Origin of the sequence: Pseudomonas sp. FW300-N2A2 (genome assembly GCF_017351735.1) — a bacterium.
Classification (GTDB): Bacteria; Pseudomonadota; Gammaproteobacteria; order Pseudomonadales; family Pseudomonadaceae; genus Aquipseudomonas; species Aquipseudomonas migulae.
This window is the reverse complement of sequence record NZ_JACNDU010000001.1, coordinates 626,412-649,419: the sequence shown is the minus strand read 5'-3', so window position 1 is coordinate 649,419 and position 23,008 is coordinate 626,412. Positions and strand designations below refer to the sequence as shown.

Genomic DNA, 23,008 nt, shown 5'->3' with positions numbered 1-23,008 from the left:
TGTCTCCTGACAAAATCATGGAAGTGTGCGATGAAAGTCATTGTTGCAGTGTTGTTGATGCTTAGCGGTTACGCCTACGCCGGTTGTTCCACCATCAATGATAATGATCAGCGCCGACTCTGCGAGGCGAGGACTAACGGTGGTACCTGCGCCACTATCGACAACGCCGATCTTCGCCGTGCCTGCGAAGCAGAAACCAGCGGTGGCACGTGTAACACCATCGACAACGCAGACCAGCGCAGATACTGCGAAGCCAAGAAAGGTGGGGGTAATTGCGAGACCATCGACAACGCCGATCTTCGCCGTACCTGCAATGCTGAAACTGGTCATGGTGGCTGTAACTCCATCGACAACCATGACCAACGCTTATTGTGCGAAGCCAAAACGGGTAGTGGCAGTTGTGCGAGTATCGATAATTCGGATGTGCGCAATGAGTGCGAAAGCATTAAGCGTTAATTAAATATCTATCAAGTTCTTGGCGTGTTGCCCGTGACCGCTGATCAAAGAGAGAGTAATGCAATGAAGCTAATACTGAATGGTGTCATCGTGATAGTCGTTGTGGTGGGTATGTGCTTACTTATACCCTACTTTAATAATGAATGTTTGAAGCCGCAAGTCGTTGAGGCGCACCTTGAAAATTGTAATCTTCTGGGGGTGAAAGATTCTTGCGTCTGGTTGAAGGATAATGGCGTTCCTGAAGAGTTTAAAGTTGATAAAAGTAATGTCGAGCAATCATGTATTAACTCTAAGGATATAGCTGACTTTCTTGTGGGGGTTTCGTCAAAAGGAAAGATTGGGGGCTAGCTAGTAAAGAGGCTCTACTTTTAATTCGTAAAAAGGTGGCAGATCTATTTGAATAAATAGATCTGTCACCTTTTTTCGTCAAAACTAGGCAATAACCAGCCGGTTTACGCTGGAACAGGCTTGGTAGCAACTTTGGTTGCCGCAACTCTTGGCTTCGATTTTCCAGCAGTAGGCCGGGAAGCGGATTTTTCGGGAGCAGGTCTGGGCTTACTTGGGGATGTGGCTGGCGTCGATATCGGGCGTACGGTGAGTTCCAGGCCTATGGCAGTCATCACCTTCCTGATTGTCTCAAAGCGCGTCTTCGCTCCACCTTTAAGCACTTTGTAAAGGCTTTCGCGGTTGAGTCCGGCTTCCAGGGCAACATTGCTCACACCTTTAGCCTTTGCAACTTCACTCAGCGCATGAACCAGTGCCATGTCACCAGCCTTCATGCTCTCAGCAATGTAAGCAGCCATAATCTCCGGGCTGTCGAGAAATCGGGATGCCTCGTGACGACTTGTGCCAGAGGTGTCGAGGTTTAGGACAGGCATATCCTCGGGGTTGAATGTCGATTCTTTCATGTTATTTACCTTTCAGGGCTTCGAGGATCCTTTTAGCTCGTTTGATACCTCGTGCTTGATCCGTTTTATCGCTTCCAGTGAGCATCGTGTCGTCAGTCGGCCCGGTGCGCATAAAGAAGACTCAGTACCCAAAACCAACAGAAACACTTAAAAACCCGCGTCAATGCGGGTTTTTTTGGGGTGAAATTTGGTCACTGACCTTTGGAGGTATCAAACCCCCGCTGCTCAATCACCCGAAACACATCACTCACATCCTGGAGCAAAATCCGGGCGATGTTGGCGACGGTGTTGATGTCGTTTTCGGCGTAGTCGGGGAGGCTGGTGCAGCCCATGAGCTGGAGGTAGGGGAGGACGGCGTTGAGGCGTTCGCTGACGACGTTGTGCAGTTCGCGGATTGGGGCGTGGCTGTCGATGACTAGTACGGGGTAGTCGGTGGCGAATTGGGACATGGGGGTGAAGCGGCGTGGCGGGTGTTGGGTCGACATGGATGTAGTCCTAGAAAGATGAATCACAATCGCCATTACTCGTTTACCGACGGAGGTCGGCTGCGTGGGTTTGGCGGTCTTCGGTGTCTTCTCTTTTGGGCTGCGAATCCCGGTCACCGACAATGGCAGCGACGGCGGGAACTATAAGCTGCGATTTTTGCGCTCACAACCGGGCTGTAGGACGCTTTGGCGCTTGTTGCGATAAGGCTCAATGCCACTGTTTACGGGGCTTTCGCGGTAATTCGGGCGGTATGGAGTGCCTTGGGAAATCGGGGGCAGGTTTTGGGGCTGCTTCGCTGCTTGTTGGGAATAAATCCCCTCGTTACAAAAGGTGAATTCCTACACGTTTTTCGGATGTCAGGTTTGTGAAATCGAGTTGGCCTGGAAGGTGTGACAGTTGATGTAGATGTTGGATGTCCGGGCCTCATCGCGAGCAGGCTCACTCCTACAGGGGGAGTAGGCGGGCGCACTGTTGCGTCCGCCTGGGATCCTTTTATGCCGCGTGACCGATCACTTCGATGATTCGCTTCGCAATGTAGTCGACGTGGGTTTCCAGGGCGAAGTGTCCGGTGTCGAGTAGTTCGACTACGGCATTGGGGTTGTCGCGTTTGAATGCCTCTGCGCCAGGCGGGATGAAGAAGGGGTCGTTCTGGCCCCAGATGGCCAGGGTTGGCAGTTGGGTCTCGCGGAAGAAGCGCTGAAAGTCCGGGTAGCGTTTGAGGTTGTTCGCGTAGTCCAGGAACAGGTCGAGCTGGATGTCTTTGTTGCCCGGCCGCTCCAATAGCAGCGCGTCGAGGGTGTAGGACTCGGGAGCGATGAGTTCAGGCGTGCTGACGCCATGTTCGTATTGCCAGCGCGTGCCTTCCAGGTGCAGGATCGCGTCGGCGATGACCTGGCGATTTTTGGCCGACGGTTCTGCCCAGTAGGCTTTGATCGGTGCCCATGCATCGCCCAGTCCTTCGAGATACGCGTTGCCGTTTTGCGAGATCAGCGCGGTCATTCTTTCGGGGTATTTGACTGCCAGTCTCAGGCCGGTCGGTGCGCCGTAATCGAAGACGTACATCGCGTAGCGTTTCAGTCCCAGGGTCTCGACGAAATGCCCCAGCGTTTCTGCCAGTGCGTCGAAGGTGTACGAGTATTTGCGCTCGGCGGGCACTTCGGTGAATCCAAAGCCGGGCAGGTCCGGGGCGATGATGTGGAAGTGGGCTGAAAGCAACGGGATGAGTTGGCGGAACTGGTGGGATGAGCTGGGAAACCCGTGGAGCAGGAGGAGGGTCGGCTTGGCCGGTTCTCCTGCCTCCCGGTAGAAGACGCGAACGCCGTCGACGTCGGCAAATGTGTAGCGGATAGGTGCAGTGGTGCTGGTCATGATGATTGGCCTCGTAACCGCATGGATGAGATCAAGCCGGTTTTCGAGATTAAATCTGGCACGAACAAAGTAACCTGTCAAAATGATTTTGACAGGTTATTGTTTTTCACCCTCAAGCATCGATGACTTTCTTTTGCCGCTCGCGGTGGGCCGCTGCTTTCGCTCGGTTGCCGCAGACCGCCATGCTGCACCAGCGGCGTTTTCTGCCTCGGGTGTGATCGACGAACATCAGGGTGCAGCTCGGTCCTTCGCAACATTTCACGTTGGTGAAATCTTCCTCGCTGACGAACTGCGCGAGCACTTCGCCCAGTGGCAACAGCAGGGAATCCGGACTGCGCCAGCGGCGTTTCAGTTCCCAGGCGAGCTTCGGTGTTTCGCCTTCCTGCAGCGTGATCTGGGTGTATTTTTCGTCCCGTTCGAGCAGGCGATTCAAGGCCTCTAGCTCTGTCAGGGCCGAGGCTTCAAGCGGTTGGCCTTTGTATTTCAGGACAAAGCCGCGAAACCATTCGCGCAATGACCGTGCCTGCGCTGCGACGGTTTCCAGCTCGCCAGGCATCGCTTGTGCCTGAAGCCGTTGCAGTATCTCGTCTTCCACCCAGCCCGATTGTTTCAGCCATTCAAGCCAGCCGTTGCCGTCGTCGATCCAGTCGACGGGTTCATCGACCGGCGTTGCTATCGAGTTCAGAAAATCGAGAGCGGCGGCGTCGGCGACAAAGAGGGCCGGTCCACGGGGAGTGCTGTTCATGAGGATGTCCGCTAAAGCCTGGATTGATAAGGCTCAGCGTAACCACTCAAAGTGCATTCGACAAGTTACTATGTTATTTGTAACCTCTTCGTTGTGTTCGGTGGGGTTACTGAATGGGCTCAATTCTTGACCTGCTGATTCCTCCCATAAACATCCTCCAACCGCTCAATATCATCCTCACCCAAATAGCTCCCGGACTGCACCTCAATCACCTCCAACGGAATTTTCCCGGGATTGGCCAGCCGATGCACCGAAGCAATCGGAATGTAGGTGGACTGGTTTTCCGTCAGCAGGAAGACCTTTTCATTGCACGTCACTTGGGCGGTGCCGGAGACCACGATCCAGTGTTCGGCGCGGTGGTGGTGCATTTGCAGGGACAGTTGCGCGCCCGGTTTGACGGTGATGTGTTTGACCTGGTGGCGGATGCCGTTGTCCACCGAGTGGTAGCTGCCCCAGGGGCGATACACCGCGCAGTTGTTCTGGGTTTCCGAGCGGTTTTGGGCGTCGAGCGCATTCACCAGTTTTTTCACGTCTTGCACGGTGTCGCGGTGCGCGACCATCAGTGCGTCTTCGGTTTCTATCACGACGAGGTCTTCCACCCCGAGCAGGGTCACCAGTTTGCTGCTGCCATGGACGAAGCAATTGCGGCTGTTGTAGCTGACGACATCGCCCTTGAGCACATTGCCGTCGGTGTCCTTTTCGTGCACATCCCACAGCGACGACCAGCAACCGACGTCACTCCAGCCAGCGCTGAGCGGGACGACCCACGCGCGGTGGGTGCGTTCCATCACCGCGTAGTCGATGGAGTTGTCCGGGCAGCATTCGAAGGTGACGCGATCGATGCTGGTCACGCCTTCGCTGCTGGGGCTGCGCTCCAGGGCCATCACGCAGGTGTCGTACATGTCCGGTTCGTGCGTGCGCAGCTCTTCGAGGTAGCGGCTGGCACGGAACAGGAACATGCCGCTGTTCCAGAAGTATTCGCCGGAGCGGACAAATTCGGCGGCGGTTTGCTGGTCGGGTTTTTCGATAAATTGCTCGACCTTGAAGGCGTGGGCGCCCGCATCGCTGCAGTCGGCCTTGATGTAGCCGAAGCCGGTTTCCGGACGTGTCGCCGGAATGCCGAACAGCACCAGATTGCCTTTCAGCGCCTCTTGCTCTGCGTGTTCCAGTGTGGCGCGCAAGGCGGGGACGTCGCTGATCACGTGGTCGGCCGGAAGGACCAACATGAGTTCATCGCGGCCTTCGGCAATCAGCTTGAGGGCTGCCAGCGCCACCGCCGGTGCGGTGTTGCGGCCGAAGGGTTCGAGCAGGATTGCCTGCGGCGTGCAGCTGATGGCGGCAAGTTGTTCGTTGACGAGAAAGCGATGCTCCTGATTACACACCACGATCGGTTTGCCGATACCGTTGAACGCCAGGCGCTGCAGGGTTTGCTGAAAGAGTGATCCTTCGCCGGCCAGGCTCAGGAACTGTTTGGGATACAACTTGCGTGACAATGGCCACAACCGGGAACCACTGCCCCCGGACAGAATGACTGGAATCATTTTTCTTTCCTCCCACACCTTCATCGTTCGATATGAAGGCGCTTCGAACAGCGAAGGACTGCCTTCCATTATTTGAAACACAAGCTCAATTCAAAGTGGCCGCAATCAGGGGCGTGCCGGCTGTTGCACCTGGTCTTTCTGGTCTGCAAACAGCTGGGTGATGTCGCCGCCCAGGCGGTAGTTTTTCATCGGTTCGACCGATTGGCGCCAGCGGTTGGTTTGCGCTGAGCAGTCGTATAGGGCGCAGTACGGTTCCAGCCAGGCAAACTTGCCATCCTCGTTGAGGTCTTCGAGTGCTTGCTTGTGGCCGGTCTTGCGTTCGAACAAACCTGGATTCTTGATGCCTTCTTCCACGCGTGTCGCCAGACGCCGCATGGCGCCGTGGTTTTCTTCGCGCAGGTCGACGCCGTTGGCTTGGGCGAAGGAGGCGATCATCATCAGCGGCCCCATCGCGTAGTTATGGTAAGCCAGAGCACGGGTGTCGCGGCCCAATTCGTTGGGCAGGTATCCATCTGCATCGACCTGGGACGCGCCGATGCGAAACTGTGCAACCGACCAGTCGAACAGGTCGCGCCGGTCAACCACCACCGAGGCCGCCATGACGGACCATGCCGCCCAATACTGGTGATTGTTGAGGCGGTCCAGCGGTTGGTCGCGCCAATCCCGCACTACCTGTTCGGCGAGCTTGCCGATCCAGGCTTCGATGGGACGGGTCTGCGCTTCACGGCCCTTCAATGGCTGTGATTGCGAAAACTTGAGCCGCAGGTACGCCGAAGAAATACTGCCCAACGCCCATTTGCGCATCGACTTGCCGGTGTGGGTGTAGGTGGTGCTCAGCAGCGCCTGCGCCTTGGCCCAATCGCCCAGCCAGCTCAACGTGCAGTCCACATGACCGGTGCGGCCGAGCCGCAAGTAGGCGGCGACTTGTTTGTTGACGCCTTTTTCCAGTTCGTTGATATCGCCGGACATTTCCTTGTAGCGTTTGTTGGATTCTGCGTTGAGCTGATCCCGAGCCTTGCCCGAGCCTTCGTATTTGCTGGGGATCAGCAGGTCGCCGGTATAGGGTTTGGGCGTCGCCGGACAGCTCTGCGCGTCGCCCTTTTTCTCTGTGGCCGGCGCGTAATAGCCCTGCGGTGGGCGAAGTTGTGCGGCCGCCTGCATGATCGGCCCCATCAGAATGAAGGCCACGCCAATGGCGGCCCAGTGTGCCGGGCGCATCAGTTTTCCTCCGTCTGCGCGGTGCGCAGGGTCGGTGCTGCCGTGATGGCGGGTTTGACGCACAGTCGGGTCGACAGCCCTGTGGTGGTCATTCCCGGCGGCGGTTGCACGTCCATGGAAAGAAGCGTCTGTTCGCCCCAGTCCCCGTCGCCGCGCAGCTCGAAGGCGAAGCGGCCCTGGGTATTGACCGTCGGCGAACGGCTCAAGCTGAGGTTTTCCTGGCGACCGTTCAGATAAGTCAGGGTCGCGTTCAGCAGGCGCACGCCGGGATCCGCGAACTTGAGGTCGACCTGATAACGATTGCCCTTGATCGGATACACGTTGCCGCCACTGCCGTTGAACAACACTTGATTGCGCCCACTGTGCAGGGTCGCCTGGCTTTTGAGCAGCGGGGACTGGTTGTCGCAGCCATCGCTCAGCGCCGCCATTGCCTGGCGGTAGAAGCTGGGTTTGCCAAGGCTGTCGAGGTTGTCGGTTTCCCACACCAGCACCGCCGGCGGGGCGTTCTGGAAGTCGTCGCCGAGCAGGTAGGCGATCAACGAATCATCGTAGCCACCGCCCGGTACGCTGAAGTTGCGGACCGGCGTCTCCAGGTATTGTTCAAGGAAACCGGGAAAGTTGAACAGCTCGCTGCTGGCGCTGGTGCCGATCAGTGCGACCTTGGCCGGACCCTTGGCATCGCCTTGGGCGCGGGTTTGATAACGGGTCACATACTGCGCCGCATAACCGTTGCCGCAGATCTGTGCGGCGGCTTTTTGCAGCGTGCCCGAGCGTCCCAGCAGGCCGGCCGGTTGACTGGCGAAGACCTGATGCGGCAACGCCTTGAGCACATCGCTGCCCTTGAGCGTCTGGGCCACCAATTGGGCGCTGCGGTCGGCGCCATAGGGCGTCCAGTTGTGATCGCCCTTGAAGTAGAAGGGCTGCCCGGCGGGCTGTGGCGAACTCAGCAGGTTGGCAAAGTCGGGCGCCAGGATGCCCAGGCCGCGTACCCGGTCCAGGGTTTGCAGGTAGTTTTGCCGGGCCCTGGCCTGATCGAAGCTGGCCAGTTCCAGCGGCGTCAGGCGGTCGGCGTGCAGCAGGCCGCGACTGGGTGGCATCACCAGCACCAGTTCGACGCCGCGCTGGGCGAGCCCGTCGCGCAGGCGCTTGAGGGCTTTGTAGCCGCTCTCGTCGAGGCCGAAGTCCGTGCGCAAATCGCTACGGGTGCGAAACAGCCACTGGTCCTTGGCCTCCACCAGCGTCGCGTAGTTTTTCAGTTCCGGTGGCTCGTAATAGGTTGCCTGCGCCGCTTGCGGGCACAGCTGACAGCAGGCCTCGGCCGTGTACTGCGGCTGCGCTTGTGCCCCCATCGACATGGACAGCAGGCCAAGCGCGGCAAATCCATGAAAGGTGTTCATCGGCAGGCTCCTCACAGTGTCTCGGGCAGAATCAACGCGGCGGCATGGCGGCGCAGGAGGATGTCCATCAAGTCGCCCTGGACGTCCCCCAACAAACCGGTGAAGGCCAGGCCGTCCTGTTTCTGCGGTGCGAGAAAGGTCAAGTCATAGAGTTCCAGGCGCGAGGGTGAAAACACGGCGATGGGGCTGGAACCGTTGCCGATCAGCTTGCCGCCGACCACGGTGAGCGACAGCTTGGCTTCGTAAGGGTCTTCCTTGAGATCGCGGTCGCTGCCACGCAAATCCTTGGTGTGGCCATAGATCCCGGTCAGGGCGTTGGCCATCAACTCGTTTTCATACAGCCGCACGCCGGTGCTGTTGCGCACGCGGATCCCGTGTCGGTCATTGTCCGCCGCGCGGTTGCGCCAGATCAGGTTATTGCCGCTCTCGTACAAGGTGATGCCGTCGGAACGGTTTTTGTAGGTTTCGTTGTAGGCCAGCAGGTTATTGACGCTGGAACGGTCCAGGACGATGCCCGACAGATGATTGTTGTAGGTGCGGTTGTAGATGATCCAGCTGTCGTTGACCTCGCGCGAGAGGATGATGCCGTGCTTCTTGTGGGTATCGAAGACATCGTTATGGGCAATGATCAGCCGGCGCGAACGGTCGTGCGGGTCGATGCCATATACGATGTTTGCGCGATAGGTGTTGCGCAGAATCACCACGTCGTCGGCCTCGTAGCAATAGAAGCCGAAATAGTTGTCGATGAACTGCGAATTGATCAGCCAGCCGGTCGGTTTCTTGCGCTTCATCTTCGGCGCCATGCTCGGGCTGTACTGGGAAATACTCACCCCATAACTCTTGCTCTCGGTGTAGCCGAAGCTGGTGATGGTGCTGTTGACGATGTAGGTTTCGGTGCCGCCCCAGGAGATCAGGAACGGGCGAAACGTTTCCTCTTTTTTGAACCAGGCCGGGCTGTCGTCTTTCTCGCTCCAGGCGCTGACCTTGGTATCGGTAATGAACAGTTTGCCGTCGTTGACCAGGAACGAACCGCCGTCCTGGGACAAGCGCAATTCCTTGACCGATTTGTCGATATGCAGCGTCCCGCCGGGACGAATGACGATCGGCAAGCGCGCCAGAAACACCCCCGGTGCGGTCTCGCGCAGGGCTGTCTGCGGCAGGCTGCGTGCCAGTTGCGTCAGGCTCATGTAGCCACGGTCGATGAAGATCGCCACGGGCATTTGCTTTTGGCGTACCACCCATTCCTTGAAGCGGTCCTGGCCACCGATGAACTCGTCCAGCGCGTTTTCCTTGAGCATCGGCTGGATCAAGGCACGGCCGGCGGGCTTGTAGGCAATCTTCGCGGCGACTGCCTCGGCGGTATAGCCGGACAGGTCGGGCATTTTCGGTTCCTTGATCAGCAACGGTTTTCCCGGAGCCTCGCTGATGCTGTAGCGCGGTATCAGGAGGTCACCTGCCGCACTGGCACCTGCCGTCTGCACCAACAGCATTGCGGCGAGCATCAGTCCTATCTTGACGACACGGTCCATAAGTCTCACTCATCCAAAAGGCAGCCGGTTGTGATCAATGTGCCGTTGCCCGCGATGGCTTCAGCGCGGGCAGCCACCGGGTCCTAGATTTTCCAGACGAAATCGATGAACGCCCGGTGCATGCTCGAATCGGTGTCGTTGGCGTAGGCGTCACCGGGGAAGAACACGCCCAGACGCAGGCGGATCAGTGCCGAGGGTTCGTCGACCCAATCCACCATGCTCGCGGGCAACAGGCCTTGCTTGAAGTACTTGGTCATGACCAGATCGACTTCCTGGCCCAGGTCCTTCTCGCCGTCCACCAGCGCCGCATTGATGATCCCGTCGTCGCCGGTTTCCGTCTGGTCGTCGACCCGCCAGAAGCGGTGGTAGACGAGGCTGGCGTCGTAGTCCTCGCGATACGACCAGGCGCCGAACAGCGTTGCTGTCTGGAGGTTGCTCAGTTCACCGCGAAAGGCTTCGCCGAAGCGGTGTACCCGTGAGCGCGTGCCGGTGTAGTTCGAGCGGTTGCTTTGCAGGCCGGTTTGCTGGAACTGGTTCTCCTGGTCGTTGCCGCCGCCATCGCCACGGGCGGCGGCAGCACCGAGGCGCCAGGCGTCATCGATGTTCCAGCGCAAGCCCAGGTCCGCGGCCCAGGAATTGACGTCGCCGCTGGTGTGGCCTGTCGCGATTCGATCGCCGGAAGGGACGATCACGCTGTTGAGGTTGTCGCGATCGCCGGTCAGCCAGGTTGCGTTGACCCAGTAATTGAGCGGCATCGTCGAGCGATAGTTGTAGCCGTCACCGTTCGCTTCAAGGCCGACCCAGGTCAGGCTGCCGGTGGTGGTCTTGTCGAGTGTGTCGAGCCGGTCACCGGGATCCGGCAGATTGCCGCTGTCTTCCGAGTGATGTACGCGCAGGCCGACCCAATTGTTGGGCGTCCATTGCGTAGAGATGTCGGCGAAGGCATGGGAGCGGTCTTTGTCTTCCGGTGCCAGGTCGTCCAGGTCGGTGCGGTAGTCGGAAAAGCGTTGAGCGGCGCCGACGTGGCTGCGCAGCAGCGTGGTTTCGAAGGTCCAGTTGAGCGCTTCGATGTTGGTGTCCATCCATTCGCCGCTGTCCTCGCGCAGACGCTGGCGCCCCAGGCGCAGATGCTCGCCCGGATAGGCCGTGATGCCCGAATAGTCGACCCAGAATTCGCGAAGCGCCAGGTAGCTGTCATCCGCTTCACGGGTGTTGCTGTCGTCGACGCCGTTGTTCACGGTGTCGGTGTCGATGGTGTCGGTTGCCGCTACCGCCTGGCCCATCACATAGGCGCTCCAGTTGCCCCATTGGCCAAAGGCCCAGGGGCGCAGGTCGAGGCCAATATCGTTGAGGGTGCCACCGGGTGCAGTGCCCAGGTCCCGGTCGTCCTGCGACTCGCCGGTAATCTTCACATCGAGGCCGAAATTCTTCGGCGCCACTTCCGCCGCCAGCACCAGACCGGCGCTGCACATCAGCGAAACTCCCAGACCATAACCTGCCAACAGTGCTTGTTTCATAGTAAGTCCTGTCCATTTTCCGGAGTTTGCAGCCTGGCGAGAGCCGCGCCCGTCAGACGGGCCTGAGCTTCTTCCTCAAGTAAGGGCTGCGCGATTTTCCTCTCTGCCGGGGTCATCCCCGACTGCACGGCCGACAGCACTGGCCCCGCATTTACCACGCCCTGGCGTTGCGCGAGTTGCGCAAAGACAAAGGCATTGATTCGATTGACCTTGACCCCGCGTGAATCGGAAAACATGTGCGCCAGCGCCAGGTCGGCATTGGGCGAACCGTTGCGGGCTGCCAACAGCAAGTGTTGCAGCGCTTTCTGTGGTTCGACCTGGCCCAGATAACCGCGCCGGTACAACTGGCCGAGGTAGTAATGCGCCCCGACTTCACCGGCGGCGGCCGCCTTGAGCAGGTGCTCTTGCGCCAGGCGCGGATCCTGCGGCAGCCATTTGCCGAGGTAATACAGGCGCCCGGTCAGCAGTTCCGCCCGTGGATCGCCCGCTTCGCGCCCGCGCTGCAAGGCCGAGAGCAATTGCGGCGCATCGCCTTGGGCGGGGTAGTCGTCGATCAGCCGCGCCAGGCTGGTCCAGGCCGGTGGATAGTCGGGTGCCAGTTCCTCAAGCAGGCGCTGGGCGCTTTGCGGATCGGCCGGGCCTTCGAGTGTCGGCGTCGACAGAACGCGCGCCACCGACTCGACCCGCAAGGGCGCTACTCGGCCCTCGCGCCAACCCTGGCGCAACTGCGCCAGCAAGTCGGCTTGCGCCTTGGGCTGGGCGCGCATCCGATTGATGGTGGCCAGCTCCACATAACAGGCATCGAGTAATGTCAGTCTCGCCCGGCACATCTGCTCGATTTGCGGCAGGTGAGCGTTATAAGTGCCCTGATTGCGGTAAATCAGAATCTGCGCCAGGTCGGCCTCGACAATGCCCTGGGCGCGCCAACTGTTGACCTTCTGCTGCGGATCCACCCCCGGCGTCAGTTGCGGGTAACCCAGGTACAACAAGGTCAGCGGCACCACTGCACTGAACTCGCCTTTGTCCAGCGCGCCTTCCAGCAATTGCCGGGCCTCTTGCACTTGCTTGGGATCCGTCGGTCCCTGACGCAGCAACACGCGGCCCAGACGTGACTGCGCCTTGACCGATTCCGGCGCAGCCTGCCGGTACAATCCCTCAGCCTCTTTCAGGCTCGCGGGGTCGCCCGCCGAGGCCGTCAAGTCGCCCATTCCGGCCTGGGCGTCGGCATAGCCGTCCTCGGCCAGCGGCGCGAAGTTCTTGCGAGCCGTTTCATAATCGCCGCGCGCCATGGCCTCGCGCGCCAAGCCTTGATCGGGGAGGGTGCCACACCCATGAATCATTGTCAGGGCCGCGGCCAGCGCGCAAAACCGCAGCCCCGATCGCCATGCGCCGTTCATTTTCCGGCCGCCATGACTTTATTCGCCCAGGTGTTTTTCACCCAGGCATTGGCCGCCGAGGCACTCTGCACCCAGACATTGCCTTGCAGGTCTTCGATACTGACCTCCACCGGCCGCCCGGCCTGATCGGTTTGCAACGGGCTGTCAGGCTCAATGGTGACCCGCAGGTCCGAAGCCAGGCCGCCGTTGTCCAGCGCCACCGCAGTGATTTTGCCCGCGCGTGGCTGTTCTTCGCCGATCAACTGGAAGCTCACCGCTTTGCCGGGCTGGATCTTGGCAAAATTCTTGTAGGGGAAGCGCGCCTCGATGGTCGCCACACCGTCGATTGGCATCAACTCGTACACCGTGGTGCCCTTGCCGACGACCTGGCCATCCGGCACCAGTTGCGACACCACCCGGCAATCGCAAGGGCTGGTCAGCGAGCCTTGCAGGGTTCGGCTGAACAGGCGCTCAAGGTTTTCCGGGGTCGCCTGTCCGGGCGGCAGGTTGCCTTTCATCACATCCAGCAGCGAGGCGGAAAAGGTCGCCAGCGGGGCGCCCTTGGCCACCACCGACCCGACTTTGACCAACGAATTGACGCTGCCGTCGCGCGGCAGGCCGATCAACTGGCCGGGCACATTTACCCGCGCCGATTCGGCATGGGTGACGAAATAAATGCCATACAACTGGTGCACCACATAACCAAAGGCAAACAGTCCCACCAGGAACATCAGCAGGCTTACCGCGGTGGCCCGCACGCGAGCGAGAATGCCCATGCCGTGGCCGCTGTCGTGCTTTCGCGGCTTGGTGAAGTTGTCGCGCTGCTGGGTCGAGAGCATGTCACCCAGGCTGATCACCCCGCCCGAGAGGTAAGAGGTGATCACGTAACGCAAGGCGGAAATCGCACGAGGGCGCAGGTTTTGAAACTCGCAACCTATGCGCTGCCCCTCGTCGTTAATCGAGCGCACGACAAACTCCACGTCGATGGCAAACCCCAGCGCATCGACCTGGAACACCAGTTTGCCTTTGTGTTGCCGGCCCACGATCAGCGTTGTACCCGGCTGACTCAGGCTGAATCCGCCGGCTGACAAGTCGATCAGCTCGCAATCGAACGGCTCCCGGTCCGGCCCGTGAAACTTGATCCTCGCCGGTAGCGTGAGCCGCGCATGCTGGCGCTGCACCTCCGACTCGTGCACGACATTGTCATCAACAGCAACAAAAGCTGTGTTCATAACGCGTTCCTTCCCATCGATTGAGTCCGATCCGGCACGGCCTGCCACGGCCCTGACACCTGCACTACACAATCCACATCAGCAGCGCGCAAAACACGCTGCCCGCCGAAAACGTCATGGCCCGCGACGACCAGGTATTGAACCAGCGCTGATAGCTCGCCAGCCCACGGTCGAGTTTGGTTTTCTGGCGCGTCCACGATTGCTGGTCGAGACGGAAGAACACATAGATCTTCACCATGGCGCCGACCAGCTGGTTGTAATAGAGAATCAGGGGATAAGCCGGCCCGACCGGGTGCCCCGACGCCAGCAACAGAAGACTCAGGATCAGGCGCGTCACGCCGATCCAGAGCACATAAATCAGCAAGTAGGCGATGCTGTATTTGAGGCTGGCAATGATCGCCACCGACGGCCCGAGCAGGCTGGCCCACATCGATACGCGTTGGTCGAGCAACACCAGCGAGGTGAACCAGCCCAGCCGCCGCACGCCCAGGTGCAGGGCCCGTGAGTTCTGCCGCAGGTTATTGCCATACCAGCGGAACATCAGCTTGCGGCTGGCCTTGATGAAGTTCTTTTCCGGTGGATGCTCGACGGTGTTGATCGCCGCGTCGGGCACATAAAAGGTGTCGTAGCCCAGCCGCATCAGGCTGTACCAACTGGACTTGTCATCACCGGTCAAAAAGCGGAAACGTCCCAGGCGCCAGTGCTGCAGATAATCGCGCTCGACGTCTTGAATGAATCCGGGATCGGTCACCACCTGGGCGCGGAACACCGACATCCGCCCGGTCATTGTCAGCACCCGCTTGCCCAGTGCCATCGAGCACATATTGATGTGCCGCTGGGCGAACCGCAGCTTGTGCCATTCGCTCATCAGGTAGCTGCCGCGTACCTCGCAGAACTCATTGGTGGTCAACCCGCCAACGTTCGGAAAAAGCTTGAACCAGGGCACGGTCTGACGTACCAGCCCGGCGGAGAGCACGGTGTCGCCATCGACCACGGCCACCACTGCATCGGCGTCCGGCACATGCCGGGAGATCGCCCGGAAACCATGGGCCAGGCCGTCGCGCTTGCCGGTGCCGGGAATCCGCACGAAGCTCAGCTTGACCTGCTCCGGCGGGGTATAGCTGTCCCAGAGTGCCTTGATCAGCAATTCATCGGCGAGCTCGACGATGGAACAGACCACCGTGGTCGGGTAACCACAACCGATGGCTTCTTCGATCACCGAGCGGTACACCTGCGCCGTGGTCAACGCCTCGATCCGAAAACTGGTGACCAGCAAAAACACGTGCGACGGGTCGGCAATGCTGCCGAGCCGGGTGACTTTGCGTCTGTAGTAGGGGAACACCACATAAAGGAACAGTAACCCTCGTATGTAATGGACAGCCCCCATCGAGTAGCGCCAGATACCGACCGCTCCCAGCAACAGGAGAAAGTCCCTGGATTGGGGATCGAACACTGAGCGCGGCAGCAGCAATGCAAGCCCCAGCAACGCGGTGACGTAAAACAGCCAGCCCGCCGCTTCGCGCAAGTAATCCCTGGCACCAGCCATACTTGTGACTCCTGTTCGATAAACCCGTATTGCCCGGGTTGCAGTTCGGTGACTCTCTTACCAGCAGATGCCTTCGAGCTGATCGTCACTGGTGTGTGGCATGAAACCCACCAGGTCAACCACCTGCTTGCCCTCGGGCACCTCAAGCGCGAGGGCTCTGAAGGACTCGTCACCGTTGCCAAGCACAATCACCTCCGCTTCGTCGATCACCTTCACAAGGTCAGCGCGTAGCAGCGAAGCCAGGTGCGGAATCTTCGATTCGATGTAGTCCTTGTTGGCGCCGTAGATGCGCGCGTATTCAACGTTGCGGTCGAAGATATGCAGGTCGTAGCCCTTGCCGATCAACATCTCGGCCAACTCCACCAGCGGGCTTTCGCGCAGGTCATCGGTGCCGGCCTTGAAGCTCAGGCCGAGCAGGGCGATACGCCGCTTGCCGTAACTGGTGATGATGTCGAAGGCTCGCTGAACCTGCGCCGCATTGCTGCGCATGATCGACGCCAGCAGCGGGTGCTCGACATCCAGTTGCCCGGCGCGGTAGTTCAGCGCACGCACATCCTTGGGCAGGCAGGAACCGCCGAACGCGAATCCGGGGCGCATGTAATAACGCGACAGGTTGAGTTTGGTGTCCTGGCAGACCACGTCCATCACATCGCGACCGTCCACGCCGGCAGCCTTCGCGATATTGCCGATCTCATTGGCGAAGGTGACTTTGGTCGCGTGCCAGACATTGCAGGTGTACTTGATCATCTCGGCCACTTCGATACTGCGGCGCAGGAGCGGCGCGTCCAGCTCTTGAAAGAGCGAGGCGAGCAGGTCACCGCTGCGTTGGTCGAGTTCACCGATCACTGTCATGGGCGGACAGTTGTAGTCCTTGATCGCCGTGCTTTCACGCAGGAACTCCGGGTTGATCGCCACACCGAAGTCGACCCCGGCCTTCTTGCCCGAACAGTCTTCGAGTATCGGGATCACCACATTCTTGACGGTGCCCGGCAGTACCGTGCTGCGCACCACAACCGTATGCCAACTGTCCTTGGTGTGCAGGGCTTCGCCGATCTCGCGGCAGACCGACTCTATGTAGACCAGATCCAGATCGCCATTCTTCTTGCAGGGTGTACCGACGCAGAGGAATGACATCTGCGTGTCCATCACGGCCGCCTTTACATCATTGCTGCCGCGCAGCCGCCCCGAATTCACCCCCTGTTCGAGCAGCGGTTCCAGGCCGGGCTCGACGATAGGCGATTTGCCCTGGTTGATCAGGTCAATCTTGACTTGCGAGACATCCACCCCGATTACGTCATGACCGCGAGCAGAGAGACAGCCCGCGCATACAGCGCCCACATACCCCAGACCAAATATGCTGATACGCATTGGTAAGTTCCCCATATACCCGGATTTCGGATGGCCGTCGGCATGCCACACAGGCCGACAGTTGCTCTATTTGGCTAACTAAGCGGCAGTTTGGTTCAACGTGTTTTTCGGGCCAGCAATCGCAGAACCAAGAGTGTAGACAAACATCTTCCTGGCACTGTCATTTTTTTTAACAGGAATTTCGAACAGTTCGCGCCAGCAATATAAAGAGTGGGGGTTACAAGGAAGGTGCCAAAAGACAATATGTGAATTACAAATAAAAAACATCAACAAAAACAGATGGATATCTAACTTATTTCGTTTGGTCATATGAGTAGAATATGTATTTTTGCACCAAAATCAGGCAGGTAGATATATCGTTTTTTTGAAGCGGCACTGGCGCGGTGCAACGCCAGCGTTACAATTTTGCAATCAGCCAGATCAATTTTTTATTAGAGTGTAAAGTTGCTGAGACATGTCAAATTTTCAATAACGGTTTTATTGGCGTTTTTATTATGCGTGATAGTCAATATCTTGGAGCTGCATAATATGATCAAGCAATAAAAAACCGCATTAATGCGGTTTTTTATTGCGGTTGAAATGTGGGGGCGTTAGAGGCTATTGGCCAGTTTTCCGGTGGACAGTCGGCGCTTGTACGCAGTGTCGCGATTGGCCAGCCAGTAGTAGAGCGGCGAGGTGATGATCAGGCCCACCAGCCAGGACAGGTCAGCGCCATTGATGTGCTCCGAAATCGGCCCGACGTACAGCGGCGTGTTCATGAACGGAATCTGCACCACGATCCCGATCGCATACGCCAACAGTGCCTGTGGGTTGTATCGGCCGTAGATGCCGCCATCGACCTTGAAGATCGAATTGATGTCGTACTGGCCTTTGTGGATGGCGTAGAAGTCGATCAGGTTGATCGCGGTCCATGGCACCAACACCACGAGCAACACCAGCACCATGTCGACGAAGTGGCCAATGAAGTTGGCGGAGGCGCCGACGGCGGCAAAGCAGCAGGCAGCGAGGAGGATGATCGACAGGATGGCGCGGCTTTTGGCGGTGGGGATCCAGCGGTAGGCGAAGGTTTGCACCAGGGTGATCAGCGACAGCACCGCGCCGTAGAGGTTGAGGGCGTTGTGGCTGATGACGCTGAGCAGGAACAGCACGAGCATCAACGGGCCGATGGAGCCGGTGGCGAGTTTAACGGCGTCCATGGTGTCCATGCCGACGGGCGTGGCGAGGACGGCGACTGCGCCGAAAATGAACGAGAGGCTGGAGCCGAGCACGGTGCCCAGATAAGTCGTCCAGAAGGTTGCGGCGACGGGTACGTTGGCCGGCAGGTAGCGCGAGTAGTCGGAGACGTAAGGCGCGAAAGCGATTTGCCAGAGTGCGGCAAGGGACACGGTGGCGAGCCAGCCGGAAATGTTGAAGCTGCCGCGTGTGAGGAAGTCGGCGGTCTGCACGTGGGTGAAGATGTAGCCGAAGCCGAGCACGATACCCGCGCCGAGCACCCAGGTGCCGATGCGGTTGAGCACGTGGATGAAGCGATAGCCAATGATGCCGATGATGCCGGAACCGAGGGCGCCGATGACGATGCCGACCGGCACCGGCACGCTGTCGACCACGCCATGCAGGGACTTGCCGGCGAGGACGATATTGGAGGCGAAGAAGCCGATGTACATGATGCCGGCGATCAGCACCACCAGCAGCGCGCCGAGGGAACCGAACTGGGCGCGGCTCTGGATCATTTGCGGGATGCCCATCTGCGGGCCTTGCGCCGAGTGCAGAGCCATCAGCACGCCGCCGACCAGGTGGCCGACGAGGATGGCGACAATGCCCCACACCAGGTTGAGGTGAAACATCTGCACGCCGAGGGCGCCGGTGACGATGGGCAGCGGGGCGATGTTGCCGCCGAACCAGAGGGTGAACAGGTCACGGGTTTTGCCGTGGCGATCTTCGGGTGGCACGTAGCCGATGGTGTGTTTTTCGATGAGTGGGGCGGGGGTTGTTGCTGCGGTAACCATGACGGACTCCAAGGCAATTTTGAGTACGTGGACGTACTTCGGTGAGCGCCGCGTGGGGCGACGCTTTTCTTGTTGGAGTTGATGATGTGCGGTGGGGTGGGATAGATAAATTAGTAGTTTTGTTGGTACAGACGTTAAAAAAAGTAGGTCCACGGGTCGCCCCAAAACCCTGTGGGAGCGGGCTTGCTCGCGATAGCGGAGTGTCAGTCAACACAGGTGTTGAAAGTTAGTCCACCATCGCCGGCAAGCCGGCTCCTACAGGGTTATTTGGGGTGTTCGGGGTCGTTGCATCACCACGCAACCTGTAGGAGCCGGCTTGCCGGCGATAGCGATTGTGAGACCGCCATCGCCAGCAAGCTGGCTCCTACAGGGTTATTTGGGGTGTTCGGGGTCGTTGCATCACCACGTAACCTGTAGGAGCCGGCTTGCCGGCGATGGCGATTTTGGGGACGCCATCGCCAGCAAGCTGGCTCCTACAGGCTGATGAATGTGAACATTCGCTGCAGCATTTCATCGCAACGGTTCAATTGTTCGAGGCTGACGAACTCGTCGGGTTTATGGCCCTGATCCATGCTCCCGGGGCCGCAGACAACGGTGGGGATTCCTGCTGCATCGAACAGGCCGCCCTCGGTGCCGAAGGCCACTGTTCCAAATTCCCTGGAGCCGGAAAATGCAGCGATCAACTCAGCCGCTTCGCTGTGGGCGTCCGTCGCCAATCCGGGATACGCCGACAACTCACTGAAGCGAATCTCGCTCTGTTCACTGACCGCACGCATTCGCGGCAGCACTTGCTGCTCGGCGTAGGCTTTCAATTCCTGGGCGACTTCACTTGGATCATGCGAGGGCAGGGCGCGTATTTCGAAGTCGAACCGGCAATCGGCCGGGACAATGTTCAACGCTTTGCCTCCGGAAATAACACCGGTTTGTACGGTGGAAAATGGCGGATCGAAACGCGCGTCGTGATGCTCGGGCGCTTTCAGGCGGTTACCGATCCGTCCCAGCTTACCGATCAATTCGGCGGCGTACTCAATGGCATTGACCCCAAGCGGCGCATACGCCGAATGGCACGCTTCACCGTGAATATCACAGCGCATCGCCAGTTTTCCCTTGTGCCCGAGCACCGGTTTCAGCTCAGTCGGTTCTCCAATGATGCACAGCATCGGTTTGACCAGGCGTTGTTCCAGCTCCGCCAGTAAGGAGCGTACACCGAGGCAGCCGACCTCTTCATCGTACGAAAGCGCGATGTGCACCGGCAGTCTCAGCGAAGCGTTTACCAAGGATGGAACGAGGGCAAGCACGCAAGCAATGAAGCCCTTCATGTCCGCCGTACCGCGACCGTACAACTTGCCATCGCGCTCGGTCAGTTCGAACGGCGCAACGGTCCACGGCTGGCCATCGACGGGCACCACATCGGTATGTCCCGAGAGCACGATCCCTGGCTTGTCCGCCGGGCCGATCGTGGCAAACAGATTGGCCTTGCTGCGCTGCTCGTTGTAGATCAGTTCACAAGGCACATCGAGACTCGCGAGATAGTCGCGGACAAACTCGATGAGCAGCAGGTTCGATTCGCGGCTCGTGGTGTCAAACGCCACCAGGGTTTGCAGCACGTCGCGGCTGCTGCTCATCGGTCGTCTCCGGCGACGCCGTAGCCGGGGGATTTGTCCGGGGCGAGGGCGCGGTCGATGTAGTCCTGGACTTGTGGGCGGTAGGCATCCCAGAGTTTTTCCAACCCACCGATAGGGTCTTCATCTGCCCAGTCGACCCGCAGGTTGATGATCGGCCAGGTCAGTTCGCCGACCACCACCATCGCTGCCGAATGCACCGGCCCGGCTTCGCCACCAGCGGCGATGGCGGCTTTCATTGCGGCGAGCAGGCGGTCGGCGAGTTGACCTTCGCCGTGTTCGAAGGCCTCGACCATCGCCTCGATCACGCCCCGGTCCGCAAGCATGTTGCCGGCGGCCACACATTGTTCACCGGACACGGCGTTGTGGTTGCCCAGGGTTTGCGCGCCGCTGAAGTGGGCGGTCTGGCCGAGGTGGTCGATGGCGGTGATCTGCCGGTATTGGCTGTAGCCGTTGCGTGTGAGGACCTTGTCCAGCGCATCGAAGGGGGCGAGGCCTTGCTCCATCAGGGCAAGGACGTCCGGGCCGAGGGAGGGCAGGGTGATGTTTTGCGTGGAGACGGCGCCGACGCCCGGCAGCAGCCACGGACAGCGGGCGCCGACGGCGATGCTGGAGGAACTGATGGCGATGCCGAACTGACCGGTTTCGGGGCAACGGGCGGCGATGGAGAAGGTCATGGGTTTTGCTCCTTGGCAAATGAGGTGTCTGGGCGGGCCTCTTCGCGAGCAAGCTTCGCTCCTACAGAAAATCCGGATCACCTGTAGGAGCGAAGCTTGCTCGCGAAGGCCGCGACTCGGTCTACTCGGGAATCACCGCAATCACATCAATCTCCATCAACCACTGCGGTTGCCCCAACGCCGACACCACCAACCCGGTCGAAATCGGAAACACGCCTTTCAACCACTTTCCGACTTCCTGATACACCGGCTCGCGATACCGCGGATCGATCAGGTAAGTCGTGGTTTTGACGATGTGACTGAGGTCGCTGCCAGCCTCTTCCAGCAACTGCTTGACGTTGCGCATGGCTTGCTCGGTTTGCGCACGCGGGTCGCCAAGGCCCACCAGACGGCCTTCGAAATCAGTCCCGACCTGGCCACGGACATAAACCGTATTGCCGGCGCGGACCGCCTGGCACAGGTCATTGTCCAGGCTCTGGTTCGGGTAGGTTTCCTTGGTGTTGAACATGCGAATACGGGTATGGGTTGGCGTGGACATGTGAAGCTCCTGGAAAATGGCTTAAGCGCTGACAGTTTTTTTAGGGGCGAGCGAAACAACTTCAGCCTCGCGTTGCGCCGCATCGTGGTAGTCGAGGTACGAACGCTGAATGGCGATGTGATCCGCCACGTACTTGGCGTCATGCCAAACGCCCCAGATGAACGAAGAGCCGCGACGGGACTGCCAAGGCAAGCCGAGGAAATACACTCCCGGTTCGCTCGACACACCGCGTTGTTGCTGCGGCTTACCCTTGTCGTCGAAGGCATCCACCTTCAGCCAGCTGTAGTCCGTGGCAAAACCGGTGGCCCAGATGATCGAGGTCACGCCGGCCTTGGCCAGGTCCAGCTCAAGAATCGGATGGGTCACGCACTCCGGATCGGGGAAGGTGATGCGCGCTTCAGGTTCTTGCGGCAGGTCCAGGCCATTGCGTTCGATGTAGGCGTCGGCGGCGTTGAGCAGCGCCAGATAATTCTCGTCGCCACGCGCCAGGTTCTCGGCCAGGTTCGGCTGGAAGGTCGCCACGCCGCCGTTGAACGCCTGGGTCAGGCCGACCAGCGTCATGCCGCGATGAGCGAGGCCGCGGAAGTCCACCGTACGGCCGCCATGTGCGCCGCTGACCGCGATGGTCACGTGTTCGCGACCGGGCTTCATCGCCGCTTGATCCCACTCGCCAAGCACCCCCAGCCACCAGCAGAAATCACGGTTGCGATAGGCGCGAGGCGGGCGGTCGTGGGCACCGACCGAGAGATAAACCTGCTTGCCGGCCCGCTGCAATTCATCGGCGATCTGCACGCCGGACGAACCGGCGCCAACCACCAGCACCGCGCCTTCAGGCAGTTGCTGCGGGTTGCGATAATCGGCGGAGTGGATTTGCAGGAAGGGCTGATCCTGCGGTGCAATCGGTGGGATGACCGGACGCTGGAAAGGCCCGGTGGCGGCGACCACACGGTTAGCCTCGATCACGCCTTCAGAAGTTTCGATGGTGAAACCCGGACGGCCAACGTTGCGTTCAACTTTCAGCACGTCCACGCCGGTGCGGATCGGCGCGTTGAATTTCTTCGCGTAGGCTTCGAAGTAATCGGCCACGCGTTCTTTCGGCGCAAATTCGTCGGGGCTGAGGTCGTCAAAATCAAGGCCGGGAAAACGGTCGTGCCACGCCGGACCATTCGCCACCAGCGAATCCCAGCGCCCGGTGCGCCAGCGTTCGGCGATACGGTTGCGCTCCAGCACCAGGTGCGGCACGCCGAGTTTGCTCAGGTGTTCACTCATGGCCACGCCAGCCTGACCGGCACCAACAATCAGCGTATCTGTTTTTATTTTTTCAGTGGTCATCTCTATACCCTTCGAGTTGGATTTAGGTCGCGAACGGCCTGCCATTTCTTGGGCTCAAGACTAGGGATGACCCTGTTATCGGTAAAATATTATTAAGCTGGCATTTGAGTATAAATAACTGATGCAGAGCGTTTGACTCAGGGCCT

At 59.4% G+C, this 23,008-nt stretch carries 20 protein-coding genes; 2 read left to right on the top strand and 18 right to left on the bottom strand.

What is annotated here, in order from left to right; genetic code table 11:
* Window positions 1–30 precede the first annotated feature (30 nt).
* Window positions 31–456 (top strand): hypothetical protein, encoded by a 426-nt coding sequence (locus J4E42_RS02820; RefSeq protein ID WP_207284520.1) that lies wholly within the window; start codon window positions 31–33, stop codon window positions 454–456.
* Window positions 457–489: 33 nt separating this feature from the next.
* Entirely contained in the window at window positions 490–804 is a 315-nt protein-coding gene (locus tag J4E42_RS02815; protein WP_207284519.1) for a hypothetical protein, read from the top strand.
* Between the two features lie 104 nt (window positions 805–908).
* On the opposite strand, the gene J4E42_RS02810 is transcribed toward J4E42_RS02815, so the two are convergent.
* The 18 genes from J4E42_RS02810 to J4E42_RS02725 form a co-directional block, all read right to left on the bottom strand.
* Window positions 909–1,364 (bottom strand): addiction module antidote protein, encoded by a 456-nt coding sequence (locus tag J4E42_RS02810; protein WP_207284518.1) that lies wholly within the window; start codon window positions 1,362–1,364, stop codon window positions 909–911.
* 191 nt (window positions 1,365–1,555) lie between these two features.
* Window positions 1,556–1,849: a fructose-bisphosphate aldolase gene (locus tag J4E42_RS02805; protein ID WP_207284517.1), complete on the bottom strand. Its 294-nt coding sequence runs from the start codon at window positions 1,847–1,849 to the stop codon at window positions 1,556–1,558.
* Between the two features lie 493 nt (window positions 1,850–2,342).
* On the bottom strand, window positions 2,343–3,218 hold the full coding sequence (locus J4E42_RS02800; protein ID WP_207284516.1) for an alpha/beta fold hydrolase: 876 nt from the start codon (window positions 3,216–3,218) through the stop codon (window positions 2,343–2,345).
* A 112-nt stretch (window positions 3,219–3,330) separates the two neighbouring features.
* Window positions 3,331–3,963 carry a CGNR zinc finger domain-containing protein gene (locus J4E42_RS02795; RefSeq protein ID WP_207284515.1) on the bottom strand — a complete coding sequence of 211 codons (633 nt, stop codon included), beginning with the start codon at window positions 3,961–3,963 and terminating at the stop codon, window positions 3,331–3,333.
* 119 nt (window positions 3,964–4,082) lie between these two features.
* Complete coding sequence (locus J4E42_RS02790; RefSeq protein ID WP_207284514.1) at window positions 4,083–5,504, bottom strand: mannose-1-phosphate guanylyltransferase/mannose-6-phosphate isomerase; 1,422 nt, start codon at window positions 5,502–5,504, stop codon at window positions 4,083–4,085.
* A gap of 105 nt (window positions 5,505–5,609) precedes the next feature.
* On the bottom strand, window positions 5,610–6,722 hold the full coding sequence (locus tag J4E42_RS02785; protein ID WP_207284513.1) for a mannuronate-specific alginate lyase: 1,113 nt from the start codon (window positions 6,720–6,722) through the stop codon (window positions 5,610–5,612).
* Window positions 6,722–8,119 (bottom strand): alginate O-acetyltransferase AlgX-related protein, encoded by a 1,398-nt coding sequence (locus J4E42_RS02780; RefSeq protein ID WP_207284512.1) that lies wholly within the window; start codon window positions 8,117–8,119, stop codon window positions 6,722–6,724. The genes J4E42_RS02785 and J4E42_RS02780 overlap by 1 nt, the downstream gene beginning before the upstream one ends.
* Before the next feature lie 11 nt (window positions 8,120–8,130).
* Window positions 8,131–9,648, bottom strand: coding sequence for a mannuronan 5-epimerase AlgG (gene algG, locus J4E42_RS02775; protein ID WP_192228291.1), 1,518 nt, complete (start codon window positions 9,646–9,648; stop codon window positions 8,131–8,133).
* 83 nt (window positions 9,649–9,731) lie between these two features.
* On the bottom strand, window positions 9,732–11,120 hold the full coding sequence (locus J4E42_RS02770) for an alginate export family protein (RefSeq protein ID WP_223436639.1): 1,389 nt from the start codon (window positions 11,118–11,120) through the stop codon (window positions 9,732–9,734).
* A gap of 41 nt (window positions 11,121–11,161) precedes the next feature.
* Window positions 11,162–12,454 carry an alginate biosynthesis protein AlgK gene (locus J4E42_RS02765; protein ID WP_259331654.1) on the bottom strand — a complete coding sequence of 431 codons (1,293 nt, stop codon included), beginning with the start codon at window positions 12,452–12,454 and terminating at the stop codon, window positions 11,162–11,164.
* A gap of 104 nt (window positions 12,455–12,558) precedes the next feature.
* A complete protein-coding gene (locus tag J4E42_RS02760) occupies window positions 12,559–13,773 on the bottom strand; it encodes an alginate biosynthesis protein Alg44 (protein ID WP_207284510.1) in 1,215 nt (404 codons plus the stop codon).
* A 64-nt stretch (window positions 13,774–13,837) separates the two neighbouring features.
* Window positions 13,838–15,319, bottom strand: a complete 1,482-nt coding sequence (locus tag J4E42_RS02755) for a glycosyltransferase family 2 protein (RefSeq protein WP_008038964.1) — start codon at window positions 15,317–15,319, stop codon at window positions 13,838–13,840.
* 57 nt (window positions 15,320–15,376) lie between these two features.
* Window positions 15,377–16,687: a nucleotide sugar dehydrogenase gene (locus J4E42_RS02750; RefSeq protein WP_207284509.1), complete on the bottom strand. Its 1,311-nt coding sequence runs from the start codon at window positions 16,685–16,687 to the stop codon at window positions 15,377–15,379.
* A gap of 590 nt (window positions 16,688–17,277) precedes the next feature.
* Window positions 17,278–18,693, bottom strand: a complete 1,416-nt coding sequence (locus J4E42_RS02745; RefSeq protein WP_008027173.1) for a cytosine permease — start codon at window positions 18,691–18,693, stop codon at window positions 17,278–17,280.
* 473 nt (window positions 18,694–19,166) lie between these two features.
* Complete coding sequence (gene argE / locus J4E42_RS02740) at window positions 19,167–20,318, bottom strand: acetylornithine deacetylase (protein ID WP_207284508.1); 1,152 nt, start codon at window positions 20,316–20,318, stop codon at window positions 19,167–19,169.
* Window positions 20,315–20,992 carry a DUF1028 domain-containing protein gene (locus tag J4E42_RS02735; protein ID WP_008038956.1) on the bottom strand — a complete coding sequence of 226 codons (678 nt, stop codon included), beginning with the start codon at window positions 20,990–20,992 and terminating at the stop codon, window positions 20,315–20,317. Before J4E42_RS02735 ends, argE begins: the two co-directional genes overlap by 4 nt.
* Window positions 20,993–21,113: 121 nt before the next feature.
* The gene (locus J4E42_RS02730) at window positions 21,114–21,530 is read right to left on the bottom strand and encodes a RidA family protein (RefSeq protein WP_008038953.1); all 417 of its coding nucleotides are present in this window, start codon (window positions 21,528–21,530) and stop codon (window positions 21,114–21,116) included.
* A gap of 21 nt (window positions 21,531–21,551) precedes the next feature.
* Entirely contained in the window at window positions 21,552–22,862 is a 1,311-nt protein-coding gene (locus J4E42_RS02725) for an NAD(P)/FAD-dependent oxidoreductase (RefSeq protein ID WP_207284507.1), read from the bottom strand.
* Window positions 22,863–23,008 lie beyond the last annotated feature (146 nt).

What these genes read in the sequence shown, in the direction of transcription:
- J4E42_RS02820 (WP_207284520.1), top strand. Translation starts at nt 31, where the DNA reads ATGAAAGTCATTGTTGCAGTGTTGTTGATGCTTAGCGGTTACGCCTAC.
- J4E42_RS02810 (WP_207284518.1), bottom strand. Translation starts at nt 1,364, where the DNA reads ATGAAAGAATCGACATTCAACCCCGAGGATATGCCTGTCCTAAACCTC.
- J4E42_RS02805 (WP_207284517.1), bottom strand. Translation starts at nt 1,849, where the DNA reads ATGTCGACCCAACACCCGCCACGCCGCTTCACCCCCATGTCCCAATTC.
- J4E42_RS02800 (WP_207284516.1), bottom strand. Translation starts at nt 3,218, where the DNA reads ATGACCAGCACCACTGCACCTATCCGCTACACATTTGCCGACGTCGAC.
- J4E42_RS02795 (WP_207284515.1), bottom strand. Translation starts at nt 3,963, where the DNA reads ATGAACAGCACTCCCCGTGGACCGGCCCTCTTTGTCGCCGACGCCGCC.
- J4E42_RS02790 (WP_207284514.1), bottom strand. Translation starts at nt 5,504, where the DNA reads ATGATTCCAGTCATTCTGTCCGGGGGCAGTGGTTCCCGGTTGTGGCCA.
- J4E42_RS02785 (WP_207284513.1), bottom strand. Translation starts at nt 6,722, where the DNA reads ATGCGCCCGGCACACTGGGCCGCCATTGGCGTGGCCTTCATTCTGATG.
- J4E42_RS02780 (WP_207284512.1), bottom strand. Translation starts at nt 8,119, where the DNA reads ATGAACACCTTTCATGGATTTGCCGCGCTTGGCCTGCTGTCCATGTCG.
- algG (WP_192228291.1), bottom strand. Translation starts at nt 9,648, where the DNA reads ATGGACCGTGTCGTCAAGATAGGACTGATGCTCGCCGCAATGCTGTTG.
- J4E42_RS02770 (WP_223436639.1), bottom strand. Translation starts at nt 11,120, where the DNA reads ATGTGCAGCGCCGGTCTGGTGCTGGCGGCGGAAGTGGCGCCGAAGAAT.
- J4E42_RS02765 (WP_259331654.1), bottom strand. Translation starts at nt 12,454, where the DNA reads ATGGCGCGCGGCGATTATGAAACGGCTCGCAAGAACTTCGCGCCGCTG.
- J4E42_RS02760 (WP_207284510.1), bottom strand. Translation starts at nt 13,773, where the DNA reads ATGAACACAGCTTTTGTTGCTGTTGATGACAATGTCGTGCACGAGTCG.
- J4E42_RS02755 (WP_008038964.1), bottom strand. Translation starts at nt 15,319, where the DNA reads ATGGCTGGTGCCAGGGATTACTTGCGCGAAGCGGCGGGCTGGCTGTTT.
- J4E42_RS02750 (WP_207284509.1), bottom strand. Translation starts at nt 16,687, where the DNA reads ATGCGTATCAGCATATTTGGTCTGGGGTATGTGGGCGCTGTATGCGCG.
- J4E42_RS02745 (WP_008027173.1), bottom strand. Translation starts at nt 18,693, where the DNA reads ATGGTTACCGCAGCAACAACCCCCGCCCCACTCATCGAAAAACACACC.
- argE (WP_207284508.1), bottom strand. Translation starts at nt 20,318, where the DNA reads ATGAGCAGCAGCCGCGACGTGCTGCAAACCCTGGTGGCGTTTGACACC.
- J4E42_RS02735 (WP_008038956.1), bottom strand. Translation starts at nt 20,992, where the DNA reads ATGACCTTCTCCATCGCCGCCCGTTGCCCCGAAACCGGTCAGTTCGGC.
- J4E42_RS02730 (WP_008038953.1), bottom strand. Translation starts at nt 21,530, where the DNA reads ATGTCCACGCCAACCCATACCCGTATTCGCATGTTCAACACCAAGGAA.
- J4E42_RS02725 (WP_207284507.1), bottom strand. Translation starts at nt 22,862, where the DNA reads ATGACCACTGAAAAAATAAAAACAGATACGCTGATTGTTGGTGCCGGT.